Here is an 18137-nt window from a genome sequence, read left to right as displayed (position 1 = left end):
TTTAAGGGTACCCATCCTGAAAATATAGAGCTCAGTACCACCCAAAACATCACAGGCCGCCCGTATTGCATGTTCAAGCTGTTCTCTATTCATAGACTTGATCCTGTTCAGATTTAAGTTTTTTAAGCTTAGCACGTTCACTGTCCTTCAATGCAGGCCAGAAGGGTAGGGATTGCCGCAATCGGGTAGAACGTTCTGAATCCGACTCTAAAAACTTCTTCAGACGTTGTAATGACATGCTTTCCAAAATGTGTTTCCATTCCTGGAGTTCTTTTTTCTCACCAGAACTGGTTTCTGGAATGCGATCTTCAAGATACTTTATCGTACGCTGAATGATTTCCGGATACGTTTTAAGAAGCTCAGACCAAGCTTTAGAATCAATGAGAGATTGACTGTCCAAATACTGATGAGTTCTTTTACCGTTTCTTTCATCTTTTAAACTAGCCAGATAATGGTGTGGATCCGTTCCCCAAAGTAAGATGATAGTTTTTCGTATCGATTGCAGGTCTGGACTCTATATCAGCAAAAGTTACACCATTAACTTCAATGGTTACATCAAACTCTTTTTCAATACCAGAGTCACGAAGTCGGTTTCTAAATTGATCTGTATTTTTATCGATAGACTTAACGCCCCCTATAAGAGATATGCGAATAGGGTCCCCATACTCATCGGATCCCTGAGCAACTTGTCCAAATATCCAGGCTGATTTGGGTTTTGACTCAAGACCTTTCATTGTCTCTTTCAGATTCTCAATCAAGGTATCGTAGTACTCTTTCTCCGCTTTAAACAACTCTTTAATTGTAGGTGCCAGGGGATGGGCATTTCTAATCTCGATATGCTGCTTTTTGCCACTACCGGTGTACTACTTTGTGGATACCGGGCAGGGACAGACCGGTCCGATCAGCCAATTCACTGTGACTCATGGTTACTTGGGCTTCAACCAAGCACCGAAGAAGACGTACATTTGCCTCATATCCCAATATCTCATTTAAGGGATTCTTTAAAGCACTGTTATTATTGCTTATCGGACGCATTAACTAGTGTTGTAAATAAACTTTAGTTTATAGCAAATATTGTCTGGTTGGGAGCAAGATTCTTTGTAGATTAAAAATGAACAAGCCTATTCAATCTTGTTTTCTACTGATCAACCATTCTTCAATATCTGACCTAAGCCAACCCACAGCACGACTTCCCATCTTAATCTTGGGAGGCAGGTTGTCTTCATTTTGCATTCGATAAATAGTAGCAATACTCATGGAAAGCATATTAGCCAGTTCTTTGGGCCTGACGATTCTGCTTTCTGGTTTATTCCCACTCTCAGTGACATTCCAACTTTTTGAATTAATGGCATGTACAACTTCCTGTTTAAAATCTTCGAGTTCCTCTCGAATAACTTTTCTTACCGCTTGCTCAATGGTTTCCGTTAAATAAGTTTCGATGTCCATATGCCTGTATATTTAGTTGAATATGGCATGATTTATCGACCAAATTAAGGATGAGGAATGAATAATTCTGATGTTTGAGGCTCTTAGAACGGAAATTTAAAAGAGGGATGACAGTATATGTCAGTCTCCTGCTTATACTTATTTATAAACCTATAAAATTGTTACACTGCAAATAATGCGACCTCAAAAACAGTTAAAAAGCTATGTCTTAATACCTAACAAAGTCCAAATTCGTAAGAGCGCTTGATTGCCCTACTAAACTCTATTATAAACAACACAAGGAGTATAAAAGCACGTTGGAAGATAATGAGTTCATGCAAGCTTTAGCCGAAGGCGGACTCCAGGTCGGGGAGCTGGCCAAGCTCTACTTTCCGGGTGGACATGATATCCCGATGATGCAGGATAAGGCAAAATCCCTGAGCGAAACTAATGCCTTACTGCAGCAAGAAACGGTGACCATTTATGAGGCTGCTATAAAACACCAGAATTGTTTCATACTGGTGGATGTCCTGCAGAAAAAGGATAACCGCCTGGATCTTATTGAGGTTAAATCCAAGTCCTGGGCACCGGATGAAAGCTTTACCTACAAGAACAAGGATGATATTTACAGAGACTGGCAAGAGTACTTATTTGATGTAGCGTTCCAAACATGGGTGGTACGGCAAGCCTATCCCGATTACCAAATTGAGCCCTACCTGATGCTCATCGATAAGACGCAGAAAGCTACGGTTGATGGGCTGCATCAACATTTTAAAATCGTTGAAGAAAACGGTCGAAGTGAGGTTCAGGTGAAAGAAGGGGTCAGCAAGGCAGACCTTGGAACGCCTATCCTGCGAAAAGTCCATGTAGGTGAGTATGTGGATCAAATCTTAAACTGTAACGGACGAGACCCAGAACACAAGTTGGAAGCGGCCGGATTTGAGCAATGGATTCAAACGCTCAGTGAATATCTGCAGGCCGATAAGAAGTATCCTGTTACTACAGGTAATAAATGTAAAGACTGCGAGTATCGCATTCCTCCGGACAAACTTTCAGATAACGAAAAAAGTGGTTTCGTGGAGTGTTGGAGAGAAGCTCATCATTGGTCCGATAAAGAGCTGGCTAAACCGCATGTATTTGATATCTGGAACGACCGGCGGACGGGAAAATATCTCGACCAGGGTGTATATCACATGGAAGAACTTATTCCGGGGATGTTGAGAGCCAATCCCGACACACTCTATGAGCAAACAGAGTGGAGTTACGGGCAGCGGCAAACGGTTCAAATCATGAAAGCTAGTGGTCGTCATTCCCAAGATGAAGCGGTACTTACCGGACTGTTCAAGGAGATGGAAACCTGGAACTATCCGCTTCACTTTATTGACTTTGAAGCTGTTACTCCGGCTATTCCCTTTCACAAAGGACAGAAGCCCTATAAGAAAACCCCTTTCCAGTTTTCCTGTCACAGTATTTATGAGGATGGCAGCTTGGAACACACTGCAGAATGGATTGAGGATACGCCCGGAAAGTTTCCCTGTTTTGATTTTGTTCGGGAGCTAAAGAAATGTCTGGAAGGGGATAACGGAAGCATATTTATGTATCATCACTTTGAGAATACGGTGCTCAATGATGTCATCGATCTATTAGGTGAACGTCAGCCGGTTGATGCTGAAGAACTCATTGAATGGATTCAGACCATCACCAAAGGAGGATCGCGTGAGATGATCGACCAGCAGCGGATGGTGGTCAATTATTACTATTCTCCTTATATGAAAGGATCCAACAGTATTAAAGAGGTGCTGCCTGCCGTACTGAATGAAAGTCCTAAATTAAGGGAGATCTATTCCCAACCGTACAGCGGACTCAGTATTAAAGACAAAGTGCTCTATAAAATTGACGAGGGGACAGGCAATGTCTTAAGTCCTTATAAGCTGCTGGATCCCATCGGTTACGGCATACCGGATTATGAAACGGCCGAAGAAACGATCGCTGAGGGCGGTACGGCCATGATGGCATGGAGTCGTATGCAGTTCGATGATGTATCAGAAGAAGAACGTGAAGCAACTTTTGAGGCACTGCTAAAATATTGTGAGTTGGATACTCTGGCCATGGTGATGATCCATCAGCATTGGGAGTATTTAAAAGCTAGTTAGCTATAATTCTAAAATTTTTTCTATGGACAATCCTAAAACTAGAGTGCAGTTGCCATTTGCATTGAAAGATGGGGTCATTAAACATATTGATGAAGTTGAAAATGGTTTGAAGTGCGGCTGCATTTGTCCAAAATGCAAGAATGACTTGATTGCTCGTAATAAAGGAAAAATACGAACACATCATTTTGCTCATACCGATAATGCTGATTGTCGGGGTGCTGTTGAGACAGCAATTCACCAAGCAGCAAAACAAATTATATGTAGTTCTACTGAGATAGCTACTCCGGAATTTAAGATCAATTCGAGGATAAAAGAGGAGATCTCAAGTTCATTGTTAGATAGTTTTCGTAGGTATTCAGATCTAAACTTAAGCTATGAAACTGTAGAAGAAGAGAAGGCAGTCAGAGATTATCGGGTTGATGTAGCACTCTTTAAAAATGAAAAACCAATATTCGTTGAGATTACAGTAACCCATAAAACCCCAAAACACAAGATCTTAAATTTTTTAGACAATGAGGACCTTCTATTTGAGATTGATCTAAGAAAATGGATCAACAAAAATTTCAGTAAAAAAGATTTTAAAGAGGCTGTTCTCAATTCAAGTGATAATAGGAAATGGCTAGTTACTCCTAAGAAAGAATCCTCGAATGGCACTTCTGGAATAAGCAATAATCCAAGTGAATTAAAAGTGACTAATTCATTTTGGTATTTAAAAGATGGTGATGATTTCAAATCTGATTTTGAACAAGCTTTAAAGGAATGTGCCCCCTTAAAAAAAGAAAATGCTCAGCTTTTTTTGAGTGATATTGAAAAATTGCAGAAAGCTTTAGACTTGGATTGGCGAATAAATCGAGTGAAATTACTCCGAGCAAAATCGTACAAAAAGATACTTGAGCTCAACAAACTAATCTCAGAAAATAAATTTAATGCATCTTATCTAAAACCTTACATATCAAACGTTTGGATAATGGAAGAACACAGTCATATCTGGCAATACCACTTAGTTAGGCATTTTTTCGCAAGTGATAATCTAGTAGATAGCTTCTATTTGGATAACGTAATAAGCTGGCTCAGTAAAAATTATTCAGTGTTACCCTTTATTAAGAGATTAAATAATTTGAATGTATATAATCAATGGAACAGCAAAAAATTTCAGCAATTAATGGAACGGGTGATCAAAATTAAAATGCCATCAGCACCAATTCTACCAAGTTATTTTACAGTTTCCGCAAATTATTTAAATGCACTGGTCAAGGATGGATTCCTATCCCGAAAATTATCAAGATATACTGTAAAAAAACCGTTATGGACTAGCCGATCTCAATAACTTCTTGGCCATTAAGCTCCTCCTTATGATTCGGATGGCAAGTCATGACTATAGTCTGATATTGCTCTGAGAACTGATTTATAGCTTTCACCACCTCTTTCCTACGCTCGGGATCGATGTCCACCATCGGATCATCCAGAATTATAAAGCTGGTTCCTTCTTCCAGGAACTTCTCGCATAACGCAAACCGCCAAGCCAAAGCTACAGTGTCTTTGGTCCCGTGGGAAAGCAGGTTGTAGGTCAGCGAAGTTGCCTCTTTGGTTTTAAAAGCAGTGGGCATGTCGCTTTCCATATCCACGGTAGAAAAGCGGTCGCCGACCATCAGCTCCAGCCATTTTACGAAGCTTGTTTCAAGGCCTTTGTAGGTGTCGCTATCCATCGATTCGATCAGTTCCAGAGATTTTTCGCGTACCCAGGCCAGCGTTTCGGCTCGGTTGTTGATACGCTCAAACTCAGCTTCTGCTTCTTCACGAAGTTTCTGCAACTCTTCCGATGAGGTGTCCGGGGCTTCTGCTTCCAGCTGCGTTCGTTCCTGCTTCTTTTCAAAAATTTGCTCCTTCAACTGCTGGATATCGTTACCCAGCTGCTCCACCTCTTTGATAAATTCTCCGGAAGATTCATATCCCTCAGGCAGGGAAGGAAGATCATCGAGATCACTTTCCAGATCTTTGATCAATTTTGATACTTCTGCCAGTTCAAGAATGACCTCATCGGAGGAACCGTATTTTTCGGTCCATTCTTCGATCTTACTCTCTGCCTCTTCTGTTTCTTTTTTAAGCTGATTTAACGCTGTCTTGGTTTCAACAATATCCTCTGTAATCTCCTCGGAGCTCCGCACCTCGGACAAATCCCCATAGGCTTCCAGCTTTTCTTTAAGGTGCTCCAACTTTTGATCTCCCAGCTCATTCTGATAAGCCTTTTTAGCTTGCTCCAAATCATTTTCCTTCTTTTGGTAAAGTTGGGCATAAGACTCTGCCTCTTGGGCTGACTCTGCCTCAAGGTCCTCTAAATAACGTGAAAGATTTTCCTCCTTTGTCTGCAGGGTTTCGATCGTATCCTCAAGATCTCCCTCACCTGAAAACACCTTTATCATAAGTCCGTCTGTTTTCAGGGTAAATCCACCGGAGGCCGTTTGATTGAGCGCTTCCCCGCACTTTGTCTCAATTTCTTGTTCATCCTGACCGGCTTCGGTATAACGAAGGGTTTGATCTGAATCACTTTCGATATGAACCGTAAGCTTGGCTGCTTCTATTTTCGTTTGGAGTTGCCGTACATCTGACTGAAGCTCTCGGAGTTTTTTTAGATCCTCCTGTGTTACTTTTTTTGCCTCATTTAATTCTCTCTTCACTTCTTCTACTTGCGATGCGAGCTGCTCAATTTTTGCAATTCGTTGTTTTAGCTGTTCGGCCTTCTGTTTTTTCTGTGCCTTTTCTTGCTCTTGTTGAAGTTCCTCTAATTTTTTCCGGTGGGTCTCAAGCTTGGGCTCCAGGTTCTCTATATTATCTTCAAAAACAGGCCATTTTTTGCTTACATGAAGTAGGCGCTCTTTTTTCTCTTGGGCTGACTCTAATGTTTGCTCTTTAAGCTGTCGTTCCTGGATGCCTTTTTTTAAGGGACTGAGCTGCTCAAACTTCTCCTTCTTTTTCTCCTGCTGGAAAACTAGGGCGCTCAATGTTTCATTCAACGAATCCAGATCATCTTCAAAACGCCTGGCTTCTTCCAGATCCAACCGGAGCTGCTCTTTCTTATAATAAGCTTCAACAACTTTACCGGTACCGACCTTGTAGGGATTCTTGATGCCGCGATTGTTTTCGGGATACTGCTGCTGGCGATTCCACCGTTTAAAATAATCCTCATATTTTTGATCGAGCAGTTCCCGGAATCGATCGACGGACACGCCGCCTGTTTCCATGAAGTTCCGGCGGAGGATATTACCCAGCTCTTTCCTCACTTTGCCTTCCTGCCTCATCTCCTGCATGGTCCGATGCAGGCCAGACTGATCGGCAAGCAGAATAGTACGGATGGTTGCGGGGGAAACCGGGAGCAAAGATTCAATCTGGTTTTGCACTTCGTCCTCTTCGGTAATTTCGGAGCCATCAGGAAGCTTTAAAGAAGCACTACCATTCCGATTCCCTTTCTTCCAGATCTTGTGAATACGAACGACACTATTTTCGGAATTTCTTAGTTCCAGGCCTACCCGAATAACATCTCCGCCAATGGCAGGAAAATAGCTTCCCATGATATCTTCCACTTTGGTCCGGGTCAGCGACGTAGTGGTCAGCAGGGCATGCATCACGGCTTGAAATACGGTGGATTTACCTGCTTCGTTAGGCCCCAACAAGACGTTCAGTCCATCTTCAAATTCAAACGTCTTCTCCTGGATTCCGGCAAAAGGATGGAGAAATACTTTTGACAACTTCATTGTTGCACCTCTTTTATCAACTCATAGGCCATCTGCAGCTTCTCTTCTTCCTCATCCTCTGAAAAGGAGGACAGCAGTTGTTCAGGAAATGAACCTTCGGAGAACTCTTTCTGTATTTGATCGGAAGTGACCTTGCGGTGGACCTCAGCGTCATCAAGGCGAAGCTCCAGTACGGAGTCTCGAATTTGTGAGCGGTTTTCCTGCCAAGCCTCAAATGCTTCCTCCTCCAACTTCCCGTATACTTCCAGTTCCACAACAGTTTGCTGCCAGGAATCCCTGCTAAACTGTTCTACCAGATTCTGCACATCTTTGGTAGATGAAATCTGTTCGGCCATCTGTATAAACCGGTAGGTTCCGGTGCTAACGATCTCAGTTGTTATCTCTTTGTCTTCTCCTATAGTATGGAGGAAAGCACGTCCTTCATGATTGCAGGAAAACCCGTCGGGTTCCGGTGTTCCGGGATTAAATATGATATCCCGTTTGTCGAGCTTTTCCGGCCATGTGATGTGCGTGTGCCCCATTAGCCAAAGATCAACGCCCGATCGCTCCAGTTCATTGATGGTCATAGGAAAATACCGCTGGTCAAAATCGGGGGATACTCCTTCTATACTTCCGTGGGCAATACCGATATGCAGGGCGTCCCTGTCTTTTTCTACTTCATCTACCCATCCGATGGCATGCTCTGCCGAATGCTTGGCATGGCAGGGAGTGGGATAAATCACTACTTCCTGTTCAAATACCGACAGTTCAAGCGGTTCTTTTTTGTCCAGCACCAATACATGTTCTTCGGCTTCTTTCTTAAAACGATCCCAGAGCTGGCTGTCGGCGGTGATGTAGTCGTGGTTGCCTGGCAGGACCAATACCACTTCACCGGCAAACTGATTTATCGCTCGGACGGCTTTCTGAATATCTCCCACGTTCATTGAAGTCCGGTCAAACAGGTCGCCGGCTATAACAAAAATATCGGTTTCTAATTTATTTGATTTATCTATGGTCTTTTGGAGGGTTTCGTACCGTGCTTCGGAAAGTGTGTCTTGCGCCTCGGGTAAATTTCGGAAGGTGCGACCTAGATGGAAGTCTGCAGTTGCAAGTATTTTCAAAGGCATAGTTCGTAAATTTTCGGCTAGCTTTCCAACTTTCGAATTTTCATTATATGGTACTATATCAAAAAAAATCTAACTGACTCATAGAGACTATAAAAATAATTGGACATGAAATAATGTCTAATATTAATTATATAGCATCGCATGGGGCTTATTATTAAATATCTAAATTTGCAAAGCGCTTCTTAATATCCCTAGTATTTAAACAAGAGAAAACTAATTTATATATGAATACAACTTCATTTCATGACGTAGCAAGAGAGATAAATGAACTTAGGAATCAGCTCTCCTATACTAAAAGAATTGGTTTCTTTTTAGGTGCGGGTACCTCTAAATCACTTGGCATTTCAGATATTAGTGAACTGACATCAAAGGTCAGATCTGAACTTACCTCAAATTTTGAAAGTACATATAATTCGATTGATAGTGATTTAGAAAATCTAGGCATAAGTGATATAAATATTGAAGATATTTTAAACCAGACAAGATTAATAAGGAATATCACTCGAAATAAAGAGGATAGAAATTACAAAGGCGTTTCGGGAAAAGATGCCAAAGAGCTTGACATTAAATTGTGTAATAAAATTTATGAAATACTTATTGAAGAACAGGATTCAGCTGATCTAAACCCATTAAAAAGATTTGTAAGCTGGGTTAATTGGCTAAGTCGAGATTTTTCTAAGGATATTTTTACAACTAATTATGATTTATTACTTGAAAAGGCTTTAGAGAGTACAAAAATACCATTTTTTGATGGGTTCATTGGGGCTGACGAACCTTTCTTTGTACCTGAAAGTCTAGAAAAGTACCGGCAAGAAAGTACCCCACCTACATCTTGGATTAAACTTTGGAAATTGCATGGATCATTGGGTTGGTTTTGGAAGCATGATGATGGTAATAATAGTAGAATAATTAGATTAGGAGGCCGTGGCAAAGTTCTAAAAGATTATGAAGAAATTGTGATTTATCCTTCACGAGAAAAATATGAATCCTCCCGTAAACAACCTTTTATCTCATATTTTGACAGGCTAAAATTATTTCTTCAATCTGGTGAAGGTGTGTTTATTATTAACGGTTATTCATTTTCAGATGATCACATTAATTCAATAATCTTCGATGGAATAAAGCAAAATAACAGGCTCCATGTTATTGGTTTTTTCTACGATGATTCAGTATTAGAGAAGATCAATGAAATGGGTAATACCTATTATAACTTCTCTGCATACGGGCCCAATAAAGCCATAATAAGCGGTGTTTTGGGTGAATGGAAAAAGGAAAACACTAATAACTTGCTAAATAAAGTATGGGACGAAGATGAATCAGCCCTTAAATTGGGTGATTTCAAAGAATTAATCGATTTCTTACTACTTACATCAGGAGATGAAGAAACTATTCTTTCAAGGTTAGAGGAAAATGAATAATTCAATCACATATCTGGGGAAAGTAATTAATGTAAACTCAACAAGAGTCGAAGTTGAAATATCCAGTGAAATCCCTTCGGCGGCTCCTATCATTAACGGCAAAGTCTATAAAATTGGTCAGATTGGAACATTTGTCAAATTTCCAATTGGAAACCTAACCTTATTTGGGATTGTATCATCTGTAAGCAATACCCCAACAGTTGATGATGAGCCAGAAGAAGAGTACCCAAGACCAGATTACGGGAAAAAATTCTTACAAGTTCAACTTGTCGGTGAACAGATAGGAAATACAGAATTTAAAAAAGGAGTAGGTACCTACCCAACAATAAATGATGAGGGCCATTTAGTAACAGAAAATGACCTAAAGTTCATATATGGAGATCAAAAGGATGGGACAATTGAAATTGGGAAACATGCCTCATCTAACACTCTACCAGTTAACATTAACATTCATGATTTAGTACTTCGTCATTCTGCAATTTTGGGTTCAACTGGAAGTGGTAAATCAAATACCAATGCATATTTAATAAAAAAGATCCTTAATGATTACCCAGGATCAAGAATTGTTTTAATAGATATTCACGGCGAATATGAAGCTGCATTCAAGGATCAAGCTAAAGTTTTTAAAATTAATAGCTCTGATAATCCTCTTCACATTCCCTTTTGGACAATGAACTTTGATGAACTAGCTTTCTTTTTAGTGGGAAGGCCAGAAGGTCAAGAAAGGCCAGCAGATAAGAGATTACGTGAAGAAATACTAAGAAAAAAAAGAGAGAACAGTGAAAAGTTAAAAGCTGGTGGCATAGATGAAAAGTTTGTGACAGTAGATTCACCAATCCCTTTTAATCTTAGAGAATTATGGTACAAGTTCAATCGTGAACTAAATGCTACTTATAATGAAACTGAGCAAATAGCCGAGAATGAAGCTCTTATTGAAGAAGGCGATCCCGAAGAATTGAAACCCGCTAAATTTGAGCCATATTCTATCGGTGGAGGGGCACCCTTTAAGTCAAAAGAGCAAACAATGTTTGATTATGAAAGAAAAATACTATCTAGACTTAAAGATGACCGGTATGATTTCATGTTTAATCCAGGTCCATATAAGGATGTCGATAGTAAATATGATATAGACAAACTTCTACGTGACTGGATAGACAATGATAAAAGATTAACAATCCTAGATCTTAGTGGTGTACCCTTCGAATTTGTTGATATTTCTGTAGGTCTAATAACCAGATTTATCTTTGATAGTATGTACTGGGGTAGATCCGAAGAATATACAGGGCGAAATAGACCGCTATTAATGGTATATGAGGAAGCTCATAACTACTTACCTAGTCAAGATTTCAATACGAACTCATTCGGATATGCAAAAAAAGCTGTTGAAAAAATATTTAAAGAAGGTAGAAAATTTGGTATTGGATCGATGGTAATTACACAAAGGCCTTCTGAAATTTCAAAGACTATTTTAGCACAGGTTGGTACTTTTATAGCTCTTAGATTAACCAACAGCAGAGATAAAAGTACGGTTCAAGCATCTGCCCCTAATAATATGTCTAGTTTGATTGAGCTCTTATCATCTCTAAGAGTTGGTGAAGCAATTGTAGTCGGTGAATCCATTAAAATACCATCTAGAGTTAGAATAAAACTTGTAGAACCAAGACCAAGTAGCAATGACCCCAAATTAGTTGAAAATTGGAATAAAACTTACCAAGCTAGTGATAATGATTATCAGAGTGTTGTTACTAAAATTAGGATACAAAAAGATGACATAAATACAGAGGAGGATAAAGATGAACAGAATACCAGTTGATTCTTCTAATATTGCCTCAATAGGTTATGATCAAGATAGAGCTTTGCTTGAAATCGAATTCAATAACGGTAGGATATATGAATATTATGATGTTCCTCAGTATGAATATGACCAATTAATGGCAGCGGAGTCCCATGGCTCATATGCTAATGAAAATATTTATGATCGATATAAGCAACAAAGAACAGCTTAGATAAGCTGAAATAATTTGGATTTTATCTGGCAGTAACGACCTCTTCTAATGGTGGTTACTATAAAATTCAGATTTCTACAAACTCGGTTCATGCAGCTTATCTGCTGACCATTGCGATCAAACGTTAAACATTTAGCTAGTACAGATGTGTTTTGCCACAAAGCCACATTAACACATATGTGGTAATGGACTATAAATGACGAAAACTGTATTACGGAAAGTCAAATAATCAGATTATTAGAAGAGTAGGGAGTGATTTAAAGAGAACGTTATACGTTCGGAATTCATGTTTTAGTGGAAAGTCTGATTTTTGATTATAAGTGATGAGCAAACTTTCTGTCTTTGTGGTTTACCACATTGCCACAAAAACATCTATATGTTTTTATGTCTTTTTATGGTCCATCGGTTAAAAATCGTATGACAAACGGCCTAATTATCAGATCTTTAAAGAAAATTTTAAAGATTATTCTTACCCCTCCCCCCAGTGTGTAATGTATTGGATGAAGAAGAAATGTCCATTTAAATCAATCTGACTGGATTTTACTTTTTAAAAAAATCTGATTTTTAAAACTTTTTTGTTAAACAATTGCCAATTGTCTAACAAATTTCTGAACATTGAAATCAGGACCGGTTAAACAGTAAATTTGCCAGGTTTTCACCGGCCAATCTCCACTTTTTGCCCTCGATTAACCCGTTTAGTTGCTGATTTGACATACTTTTTAGCTCTGAAAGGTACCATTTTTGGGTAGTTCGGTTTATTACATCCCATTCTTCCAGGTAAAAGCCTTTGTCTGTGAATTGTACGGAATGGTTCGGTAACTGACGGAAAAGTTCGACTAACTCCTCAATCAACTGGTCTTTTTTCCGGCTTCTGCAGTATCGCATGCGGCATCGGCCGCTGCAGTACTTCGCATCTATGCGTTTGTTTGAGATATCAACACCACAGGAAAGGCAGCAATGTTCGGAATTGTTAGACATGTAGAAGAAAATTTAGCTGTTAAACGAAAGGGTTAAACAAACGAGGTGACTCCAAATAGTCACCCTCAATTACAGATTTTAACGGTAGGCTTTGATCATATTTTTGCGTAGAAACTCCTCAATCCCTTCTCTGGGATAAAGTATCTTGCGCCCTTGTTGGAAATAGGAAATCTTACCTTCGTCCCGGTAGTTTTGAACGGTCCGTCTGGAAACTTTTAACATCTCCATCACCTCTTCGGTTGAAAGCCAGTCTTTCTTGAAACTGTTCTGATATTTGGGAAGCTCCTCTTTGACAGCTTCTTTGATTGCTTGTGTAAAAGCATCGAGCAGTTCGTCGCTAAATGTAATTTGTATGGAATTTTTCATGGTTTATAAATTAGAGTTATGCACTTCAGAGTAAGTGCTTATTATTTTTGAAATTTTAGTCATTCATGAAGCATTTTTAAGCTTCCAGAGTGGCCGACCTAGCTTATCTCTCATGTCCCGTATAATTTCAAAATCTTCATCTTTGTTTTTTCTATTATATACGCGTTCATTTTTCTCGTCGTAATCGAAAATCATATCAGTATTACGATTTAGGTCATTTCTAATAGTTTCAGGGTAGGGGAAGAAGGCATTAGGCTTATTAAGTAATTCTGGTTTTTTACGTTTATAATAGCTGCAGTTACTTCGCCTAAAAATCGCTTCTTTAATCTGGTTTACAGAAAATTGTGATATGGATCTTTCAATATGTCTGATAAGAACTGCATTAGACGGGTCTAGAGTATCTGAGAAAATTTCATTCCAATAATTGATTACCTTCCATACCTCATCGGAAAAACCAGTACTACTATTAGTAGTATTTTTTTCAGTTTCTTTAGGTACTTTCTTTTGAGTGTTCGAATTTCGAACTAGTTGCTGGTTTGAATTTTGAACTACCATCGGTTCAGGTTTCGAACTACTTGACATATTAACCTTAGGTAAACAGTACGTATATCGATTGGTATTTCCGGAACGATCTACTTTGACCAGTTTCTTATTGACCAATCCTTTTATTCCTTTGGAAATAGTCGATTTGGATAAGCCGGTGCTCTTTACCAACTGGCTATAAGGGATTTTATCAGATGTTTTGTCAAAACCGACTGTTTTACGATAAATCGCCAGTAGTATCTTGAGCTCTCCCTCAGTTAGTAATTCCAAAAATTCATCAAAGATGAAATTTGGAATCATGGTAAAGCAGATATGTTCGGGTAATCTCGGCATAGACTTCTGTTAGCTCAGGTGGAAGATGCGTTCGATTACCTTTCGCTCAAAATATTTGCGGCGGCTTCCCCCGAACTGGATAGACGGGATAAACCGGGGATGCTCTTCATCTAGGTTCGACCGGTTTAGAATGGTACGATAGTTAAGGCCGGTAAGATCCTCAACTTCCCGTGCCGTGATATATTTCTTCTCATTGATGCGATGTTTTTTTGAATTGAGAAGCATGTCCAACTTCTTTTCAATTCTCTTTAAAGTCTTTTCTTCCATTGGGTAAAAGATTTAATTAGTGTTTGTCTTTCACCCATGAGTGTAGCCTACTGATGAATTTAAACCAAAGTAGGGTCTGCACTCTCAACCTGCAGAAATGCTGCAGATGGAAAATAAAGTCGATTTACAAGTGCAGAACCCTAACAGACTTTTTTACTTTTTGGCTGAATTTCGATCTCTTACCCACTGTTTGGCAGCTTTTTTTGTCCTTTTTTCTGTTTTCTTAGGAGATAAGTGATCGTAATTCTGAATGTGATATTCATTTAGAACTCTCTCGATTAGTTCATCACGGCTAATATTAGTATTGGAAAAATATACTTCTTTACAAGCATCGGCTGCTCGATCAACTGTCTTTTTAACTACATTTTCTTCCATTGGGTAATATTCAGTTGTTAACCTTAAATGATTTTCAACCTCCCTTAAAATTTTTAATTCTAAAAAATCCTTCCCAAGCCGCTTGATCATATCAATGATCTTATACAGAACCGGTTTATTTAGTCGAAATACCTTGACAGGTGAATCCTTTTTTTGTCCTGTCTTATATCGATAGTATTTATAGACAGATTCTACAGATTTATATCGATAGTATTTATAGACAGATTCTACAGATTTATATCGATCTTTATTCAGATTTAATTCATCAAATTCTTTCAGGTCTAGATCAAATAGAATGGTTTCCAGGCTAGAAACTTTTCTTTCATATTCAATTTGCATGTTCTCCACCTTGATATCTTTCTCTAGATGCTTTTTGGTAGTACCACGATATTTTTCTTTCAGTTCTTCGATATATGCAGCTTTTTCTCCCAACAACTCAAGATAGTCTTCGAAGACATATCCTTGTAATTTTCTTCTCAAAAAACCGCCCGTATTGTACGCACTTGCCAGTATCTCGATATACAGTTTCTTATTCTCTTGCATCTATTCCTCCTATAAGAATGAACCTTAAACGTCGATACTATCGACATATATTTAAAGCATGTCGAAATAAATATTATATTTCGACATGCTTTGCAAGCCTATTGATAGTATCGATGCATTTAATAATTTAGCAGATAACTGCATATGGCCTTCAATCCTGAAAAACCATACAATGACCTCCCCAAACTGCCACCAACAATTGATTTAGAGACTCCAGCTGTGCTAAAAAAAGCTATCAGAGCCAACCGAGAATTGGCGGAACTGAAGGGGAAAGCAGGTATTATACCTAATCAAGGTATTTTAATAAACTCCCTAATCCTGCAGGAGGCTAAAGCCAGTTCGGAAATTGAAAATGTAATCACGACCAACGACAAACTGTACGAAGCTTTTTCAGCAGGGGATAAAAACTATGATCCTCAAACCAAAGAAGTTCTTCGGTACCGGCAGGCTCTTTGGGCGGGATTTAATCAATTGAATGAGCGGCCTCTTTCCACAAATCTTTTTATCGATATCGTTCAAACCATCAAGCAGAATGAGTCTGGTATTCGTAATACCCCGGGTACCGTTATTGCGAATCCTAATACAAACAAGATTATTTACTGGCCACCTGAGGGGGAGGAATTAATCAGGGATCTGCTTGGAAACCTGGAAACGTTTATCTACAGCGATAATGACGATCTGGATCCTTTAATCAAGATGGCTGTTATTCACTATCAATTCGAGGCTATACACCCTTTTGATGATGGAAACGGCCGGACCGGACGTATCCTCAATATTCTATATCTTGTATTGGAGGAGCTTCTAACGTTACCTGTGCTATATATGAGTGAGTATATTATCAATCGTAAGGCAGATTATTACAAACTCCTGAGAAAAGTCACAGAAGAGGAGGATTGGGAGTCCTGGATTTTGTTTATGCTGGAGGCTATCGAAAAAACAGCCATAGAAACCAAATCTAAAATTGAAGCGATAAATAACCTGTTAGAGGAAACAATCGAAGAAGCCAAAGCCAGGCTGCCGGACAGGGTCTACTCCAAGGAACTCATCGAGCTTCTTTTTGAGCAACCATATTGTAAGATTAAGTTTCTTGTCGATAAGGGAATTGCCCAAAGACAAACAGCGGGCGATTATCTGAACGAACTGGAAAACATCGGGATTCTTGAAAGCAAAAAGTCCGGCCGTGAAAAACTGTATCTTAATACAGCGTTATATAACCTCTTGTCCAACGAAAAGTACTGATTACTTGTCGACGATTTCGACACATGTCTAAAACGTGTCGAAAATTTGGCGTTTTATCTACATTTTTTTGAGATATGTCGATGATATAGACATGCTCATTGTACCTTTTTGTGTGGACAAAAAGGTACCCAAAAACCCACCGGCCGGTGAATTCTGGGCGGCGGCTCGGGTCGCCGCGCGGGATAATTTCAATGGTCCATCACGGCCAGTAACTGCTTGGCCGAGGGAGCCGGTGTGAAATTATCCTTTTCGCGCATCGACCTCCGCCTCTTTTCCCGCCAACAATTCAAAGGTCCGGAATTAGGTAAACAAAAAGCAATAAAAAGCTTGTGATTAAGAGTGGATTACCAATCCACTATCCTTCTCAGCCTTTTTCCTGCTATATTAACGAGTAGATAAAAATCATTTAATACAGATTTATATGAAAACGAAAGAGCTGATTGAAGAGATAATGTCTCTTCCCGTTGAGGATCGGGTATTGGTTGCCGATTCTGTATTGCGATCACTTAACACTCCCGAAACGGGGATCGATAAAAAATGGACGAAAGAGACCAGGAAACGACTGGAAGATTTACGTTATGGTAAAATAAAAGCTATTCCAGGAGATGAGGTCTTTGACAAAATAAATAAGCGGTTTAATGATTGACCTACTCAAGTACCAGGAAAGAGCTTTTGGTATCATCCCCGAAAGCTTCGATGGCCTCTCTGTTTTTATACAGTAGACGGTACATATCATCTGTAGTACAATTTCCCCGCTGAATCCATATTACCTTGGGTGGATAACCCTTCACAAAGCTACGCTGGTGAAAATCTGAATCTTTAGAAACGATAGTATATCCATGCTTTTCCGCATATTCCCAAATGACGGAGTCTGTTGCTTGCTCCAGACCAATATCTTTGACATGAACTGATTCTGGGAATGTATCTTCTAACAGTTCTTTTAAACGGTGGGACAAATTTTGATCAAATAGAAGCTTCAAGAGGATATTTTGGTAAGCTCTCGTTCGCGATTAGCTGCAAAAGCGATACAAGCCCGGATATCGTCTTTGGTCAACTCGGGAAAATCCTGTAAAATCTCATCCTCCGACATGCCGGATGCCAAATATTCGAGTACATCATAAACGGTTATACGCATCCCGCGAATACAAGGCTTTCCGCCTCGCTTATCGGCTTCTATCGTTATGTATTTTTTGTAATCCATGTAATTAATATATTTTTATCGCTTTTTAAAAGCAATTAAAGGCGGATATCATTCCTTGATTCGGAATCAAAACCAATAACTATGCAAAGGCCAGTAATTAGATGAACAAATAATCCGCCCTAAGCTGGTGGAGCGATGGGTAAGCTGAGCGACCGGAGCCGTTAAAAAAGTAACCCGGTATGGATAGGAGAGAGTTACTTAATGCTTCAAAGCAACTTTCGCCTGTAGGTCTCTCTAAGTGAACATCTGAGTTTCTTTTAGGCGGAGGAAGAGCAGCTTTGAGCGGAAGCAGGTTCAGGCGGCGATTTTTTTGGTATTCTAAGACTTAGTCAAGAAGATTCGGTTATCTGATGTTGATAGATTTTCACGTAAGGAGTCCCTCGTTTGATCACCGCAAACACCCGATACAGCAACTTGCAGACGACGGCATTGCGT

Annotated in this window: 19 protein-coding genes; 7 read left to right on the top strand and 12 right to left on the bottom strand. The window is 39.5% G+C overall.

Annotated elements, in window-relative coordinates; all coding sequences use genetic code 11:
* Positions 1-85: 85 nt before the first annotated feature.
* The 3 genes from NC796_RS00095 to NC796_RS00085 all read right to left on the bottom strand — a co-directional run bounded on the left by NC796_RS00095 (position 86) and on the right by NC796_RS00085 (position 1446).
* On the bottom strand, positions 86-400 hold the full coding sequence (locus tag NC796_RS00095; RefSeq protein ID WP_310681105.1) for a hypothetical protein: 315 nt from the start codon (positions 398-400) through the stop codon (positions 86-88).
* 40 nt (positions 401-440) lie between these two features.
* Positions 441-758, bottom strand: a complete 318-nt coding sequence (locus tag NC796_RS00090) for a hypothetical protein (protein ID WP_310681104.1) — start codon at positions 756-758, stop codon at positions 441-443.
* A 367-nt stretch (positions 759-1125) separates the two neighbouring features.
* Positions 1126-1446 carry an AlpA family phage regulatory protein gene (locus NC796_RS00085; protein ID WP_310681103.1) on the bottom strand — a complete coding sequence of 107 codons (321 nt, stop codon included), beginning with the start codon at positions 1444-1446 and terminating at the stop codon, positions 1126-1128.
* Between the two features lie 314 nt (positions 1447-1760).
* Here NC796_RS00085 and NC796_RS00080 point away from each other — a divergent pair, with 314 nt between their 5' ends.
* Together NC796_RS00080 and NC796_RS00075 are read left to right on the top strand one after the other, a co-directional pair.
* On the top strand, positions 1761-3578 hold the full coding sequence (locus NC796_RS00080; protein ID WP_310681102.1) for a DUF2779 domain-containing protein: 1818 nt from the start codon (positions 1761-1763) through the stop codon (positions 3576-3578).
* Positions 3579-3600: 22 nt separating this feature from the next.
* Positions 3601-4905, top strand: a complete 1305-nt coding sequence (locus NC796_RS00075) for a competence protein CoiA family protein (RefSeq protein WP_310681101.1) — start codon at positions 3601-3603, stop codon at positions 4903-4905.
* Here NC796_RS00075 and NC796_RS00070 read toward each other — a convergent pair.
* Both NC796_RS00070 and NC796_RS00065 read right to left on the bottom strand, forming a co-directional pair.
* The gene (locus NC796_RS00070) at positions 4889-7327 is read right to left on the bottom strand and encodes an AAA family ATPase (RefSeq protein ID WP_310681100.1); all 2439 of its coding nucleotides are present in this window, start codon (positions 7325-7327) and stop codon (positions 4889-4891) included. The two genes, NC796_RS00075 and NC796_RS00070, sit on opposite strands and share 17 nt — an antisense overlap.
* A complete protein-coding gene (locus NC796_RS00065; protein ID WP_310681099.1) occupies positions 7324-8433 on the bottom strand; it encodes a DNA repair exonuclease in 1110 nt (369 codons plus the stop codon). The genes NC796_RS00070 and NC796_RS00065 overlap by 4 nt, the downstream gene beginning before the upstream one ends.
* Before the next feature lie 224 nt (positions 8434-8657).
* Here NC796_RS00065 and NC796_RS00060 point away from each other — a divergent pair, with 224 nt between their 5' ends.
* The 3 genes from NC796_RS00060 to NC796_RS00050 are packed head-to-tail and all read left to right on the top strand — an operon-like array spanning position 8658 to position 11857.
* Positions 8658-9851, top strand: coding sequence for an SIR2 family protein (locus NC796_RS00060; RefSeq protein WP_310681098.1), 1194 nt, complete (start codon positions 8658-8660; stop codon positions 9849-9851).
* A complete protein-coding gene (locus tag NC796_RS00055) occupies positions 9844-11664 on the top strand; it encodes a helicase HerA-like domain-containing protein (RefSeq protein WP_310681097.1) in 1821 nt (606 codons plus the stop codon). Before NC796_RS00060 ends, NC796_RS00055 begins: the two co-directional genes overlap by 8 nt.
* Positions 11645-11857 (top strand): KTSC domain-containing protein, encoded by a 213-nt coding sequence (locus tag NC796_RS00050; RefSeq protein ID WP_310681096.1) that lies wholly within the window; start codon positions 11645-11647, stop codon positions 11855-11857. Before NC796_RS00055 ends, NC796_RS00050 begins: the two co-directional genes overlap by 20 nt.
* Positions 11858-12478: 621 nt before the next feature.
* Here NC796_RS00050 and NC796_RS00045 read toward each other — a convergent pair.
* From NC796_RS00045 to NC796_RS00025, 5 genes are all read right to left on the bottom strand, one after another.
* A complete protein-coding gene (locus tag NC796_RS00045) occupies positions 12479-12835 on the bottom strand; it encodes a hypothetical protein (protein ID WP_310681095.1) in 357 nt (118 codons plus the stop codon).
* A gap of 78 nt (positions 12836-12913) precedes the next feature.
* Positions 12914-13201 (bottom strand): helix-turn-helix domain-containing protein, encoded by a 288-nt coding sequence (locus tag NC796_RS00040; protein WP_310681094.1) that lies wholly within the window; start codon positions 13199-13201, stop codon positions 12914-12916.
* A 63-nt stretch (positions 13202-13264) separates the two neighbouring features.
* A complete protein-coding gene (locus tag NC796_RS00035; RefSeq protein ID WP_310681093.1) occupies positions 13265-14044 on the bottom strand; it encodes a replication protein in 780 nt (259 codons plus the stop codon).
* Positions 14045-14086: 42 nt separating this feature from the next.
* Complete coding sequence (locus NC796_RS00030; protein ID WP_310681092.1) at positions 14087-14344, bottom strand: hypothetical protein; 258 nt, start codon at positions 14342-14344, stop codon at positions 14087-14089.
* Between the two features lie 153 nt (positions 14345-14497).
* Positions 14498-15262, bottom strand: a complete 765-nt coding sequence (locus tag NC796_RS00025) for a hypothetical protein (RefSeq protein WP_310681091.1) — start codon at positions 15260-15262, stop codon at positions 14498-14500.
* A gap of 144 nt (positions 15263-15406) precedes the next feature.
* Here NC796_RS00025 and NC796_RS00020 point away from each other — a divergent pair, with 144 nt between their 5' ends.
* Together NC796_RS00020 and NC796_RS00015 are read left to right on the top strand one after the other, a co-directional pair.
* The gene (locus NC796_RS00020) at positions 15407-16501 is read left to right on the top strand and encodes a Fic/DOC family N-terminal domain-containing protein (protein WP_310681090.1); all 1095 of its coding nucleotides are present in this window, start codon (positions 15407-15409) and stop codon (positions 16499-16501) included.
* 421 nt (positions 16502-16922) lie between these two features.
* Positions 16923-17147 (top strand): addiction module protein, encoded by a 225-nt coding sequence (locus NC796_RS00015; RefSeq protein ID WP_310681089.1) that lies wholly within the window; start codon positions 16923-16925, stop codon positions 17145-17147.
* Between the two features lies 1 nt (position 17148).
* Here the strand turns inward: NC796_RS00015 and NC796_RS00010 are convergent, their stop codons facing one another.
* Both NC796_RS00010 and NC796_RS00005 read right to left on the bottom strand, forming a co-directional pair.
* Positions 17149-17481, bottom strand: a complete 333-nt coding sequence (locus NC796_RS00010; protein ID WP_310681088.1) for a DUF5615 family PIN-like protein — start codon at positions 17479-17481, stop codon at positions 17149-17151.
* Entirely contained in the window at positions 17478-17702 is a 225-nt protein-coding gene (locus NC796_RS00005) for a DUF433 domain-containing protein (RefSeq protein WP_310681087.1), read from the bottom strand. Before NC796_RS00005 ends, NC796_RS00010 begins: the two co-directional genes overlap by 4 nt.
* Positions 17703-18137: the final 435 nt, after the last annotated feature.

It is taken from the genome of Aliifodinibius sp. S!AR15-10, from assembly GCF_031569985.1.
GTDB lineage: Bacteria > Bacteroidota > Rhodothermia > Balneolales > Balneolaceae > JAMQKA01.
Note: the sequence above shows the minus strand (reverse complement) of the source record. Positions and strands in the feature narration are given on the sequence as shown.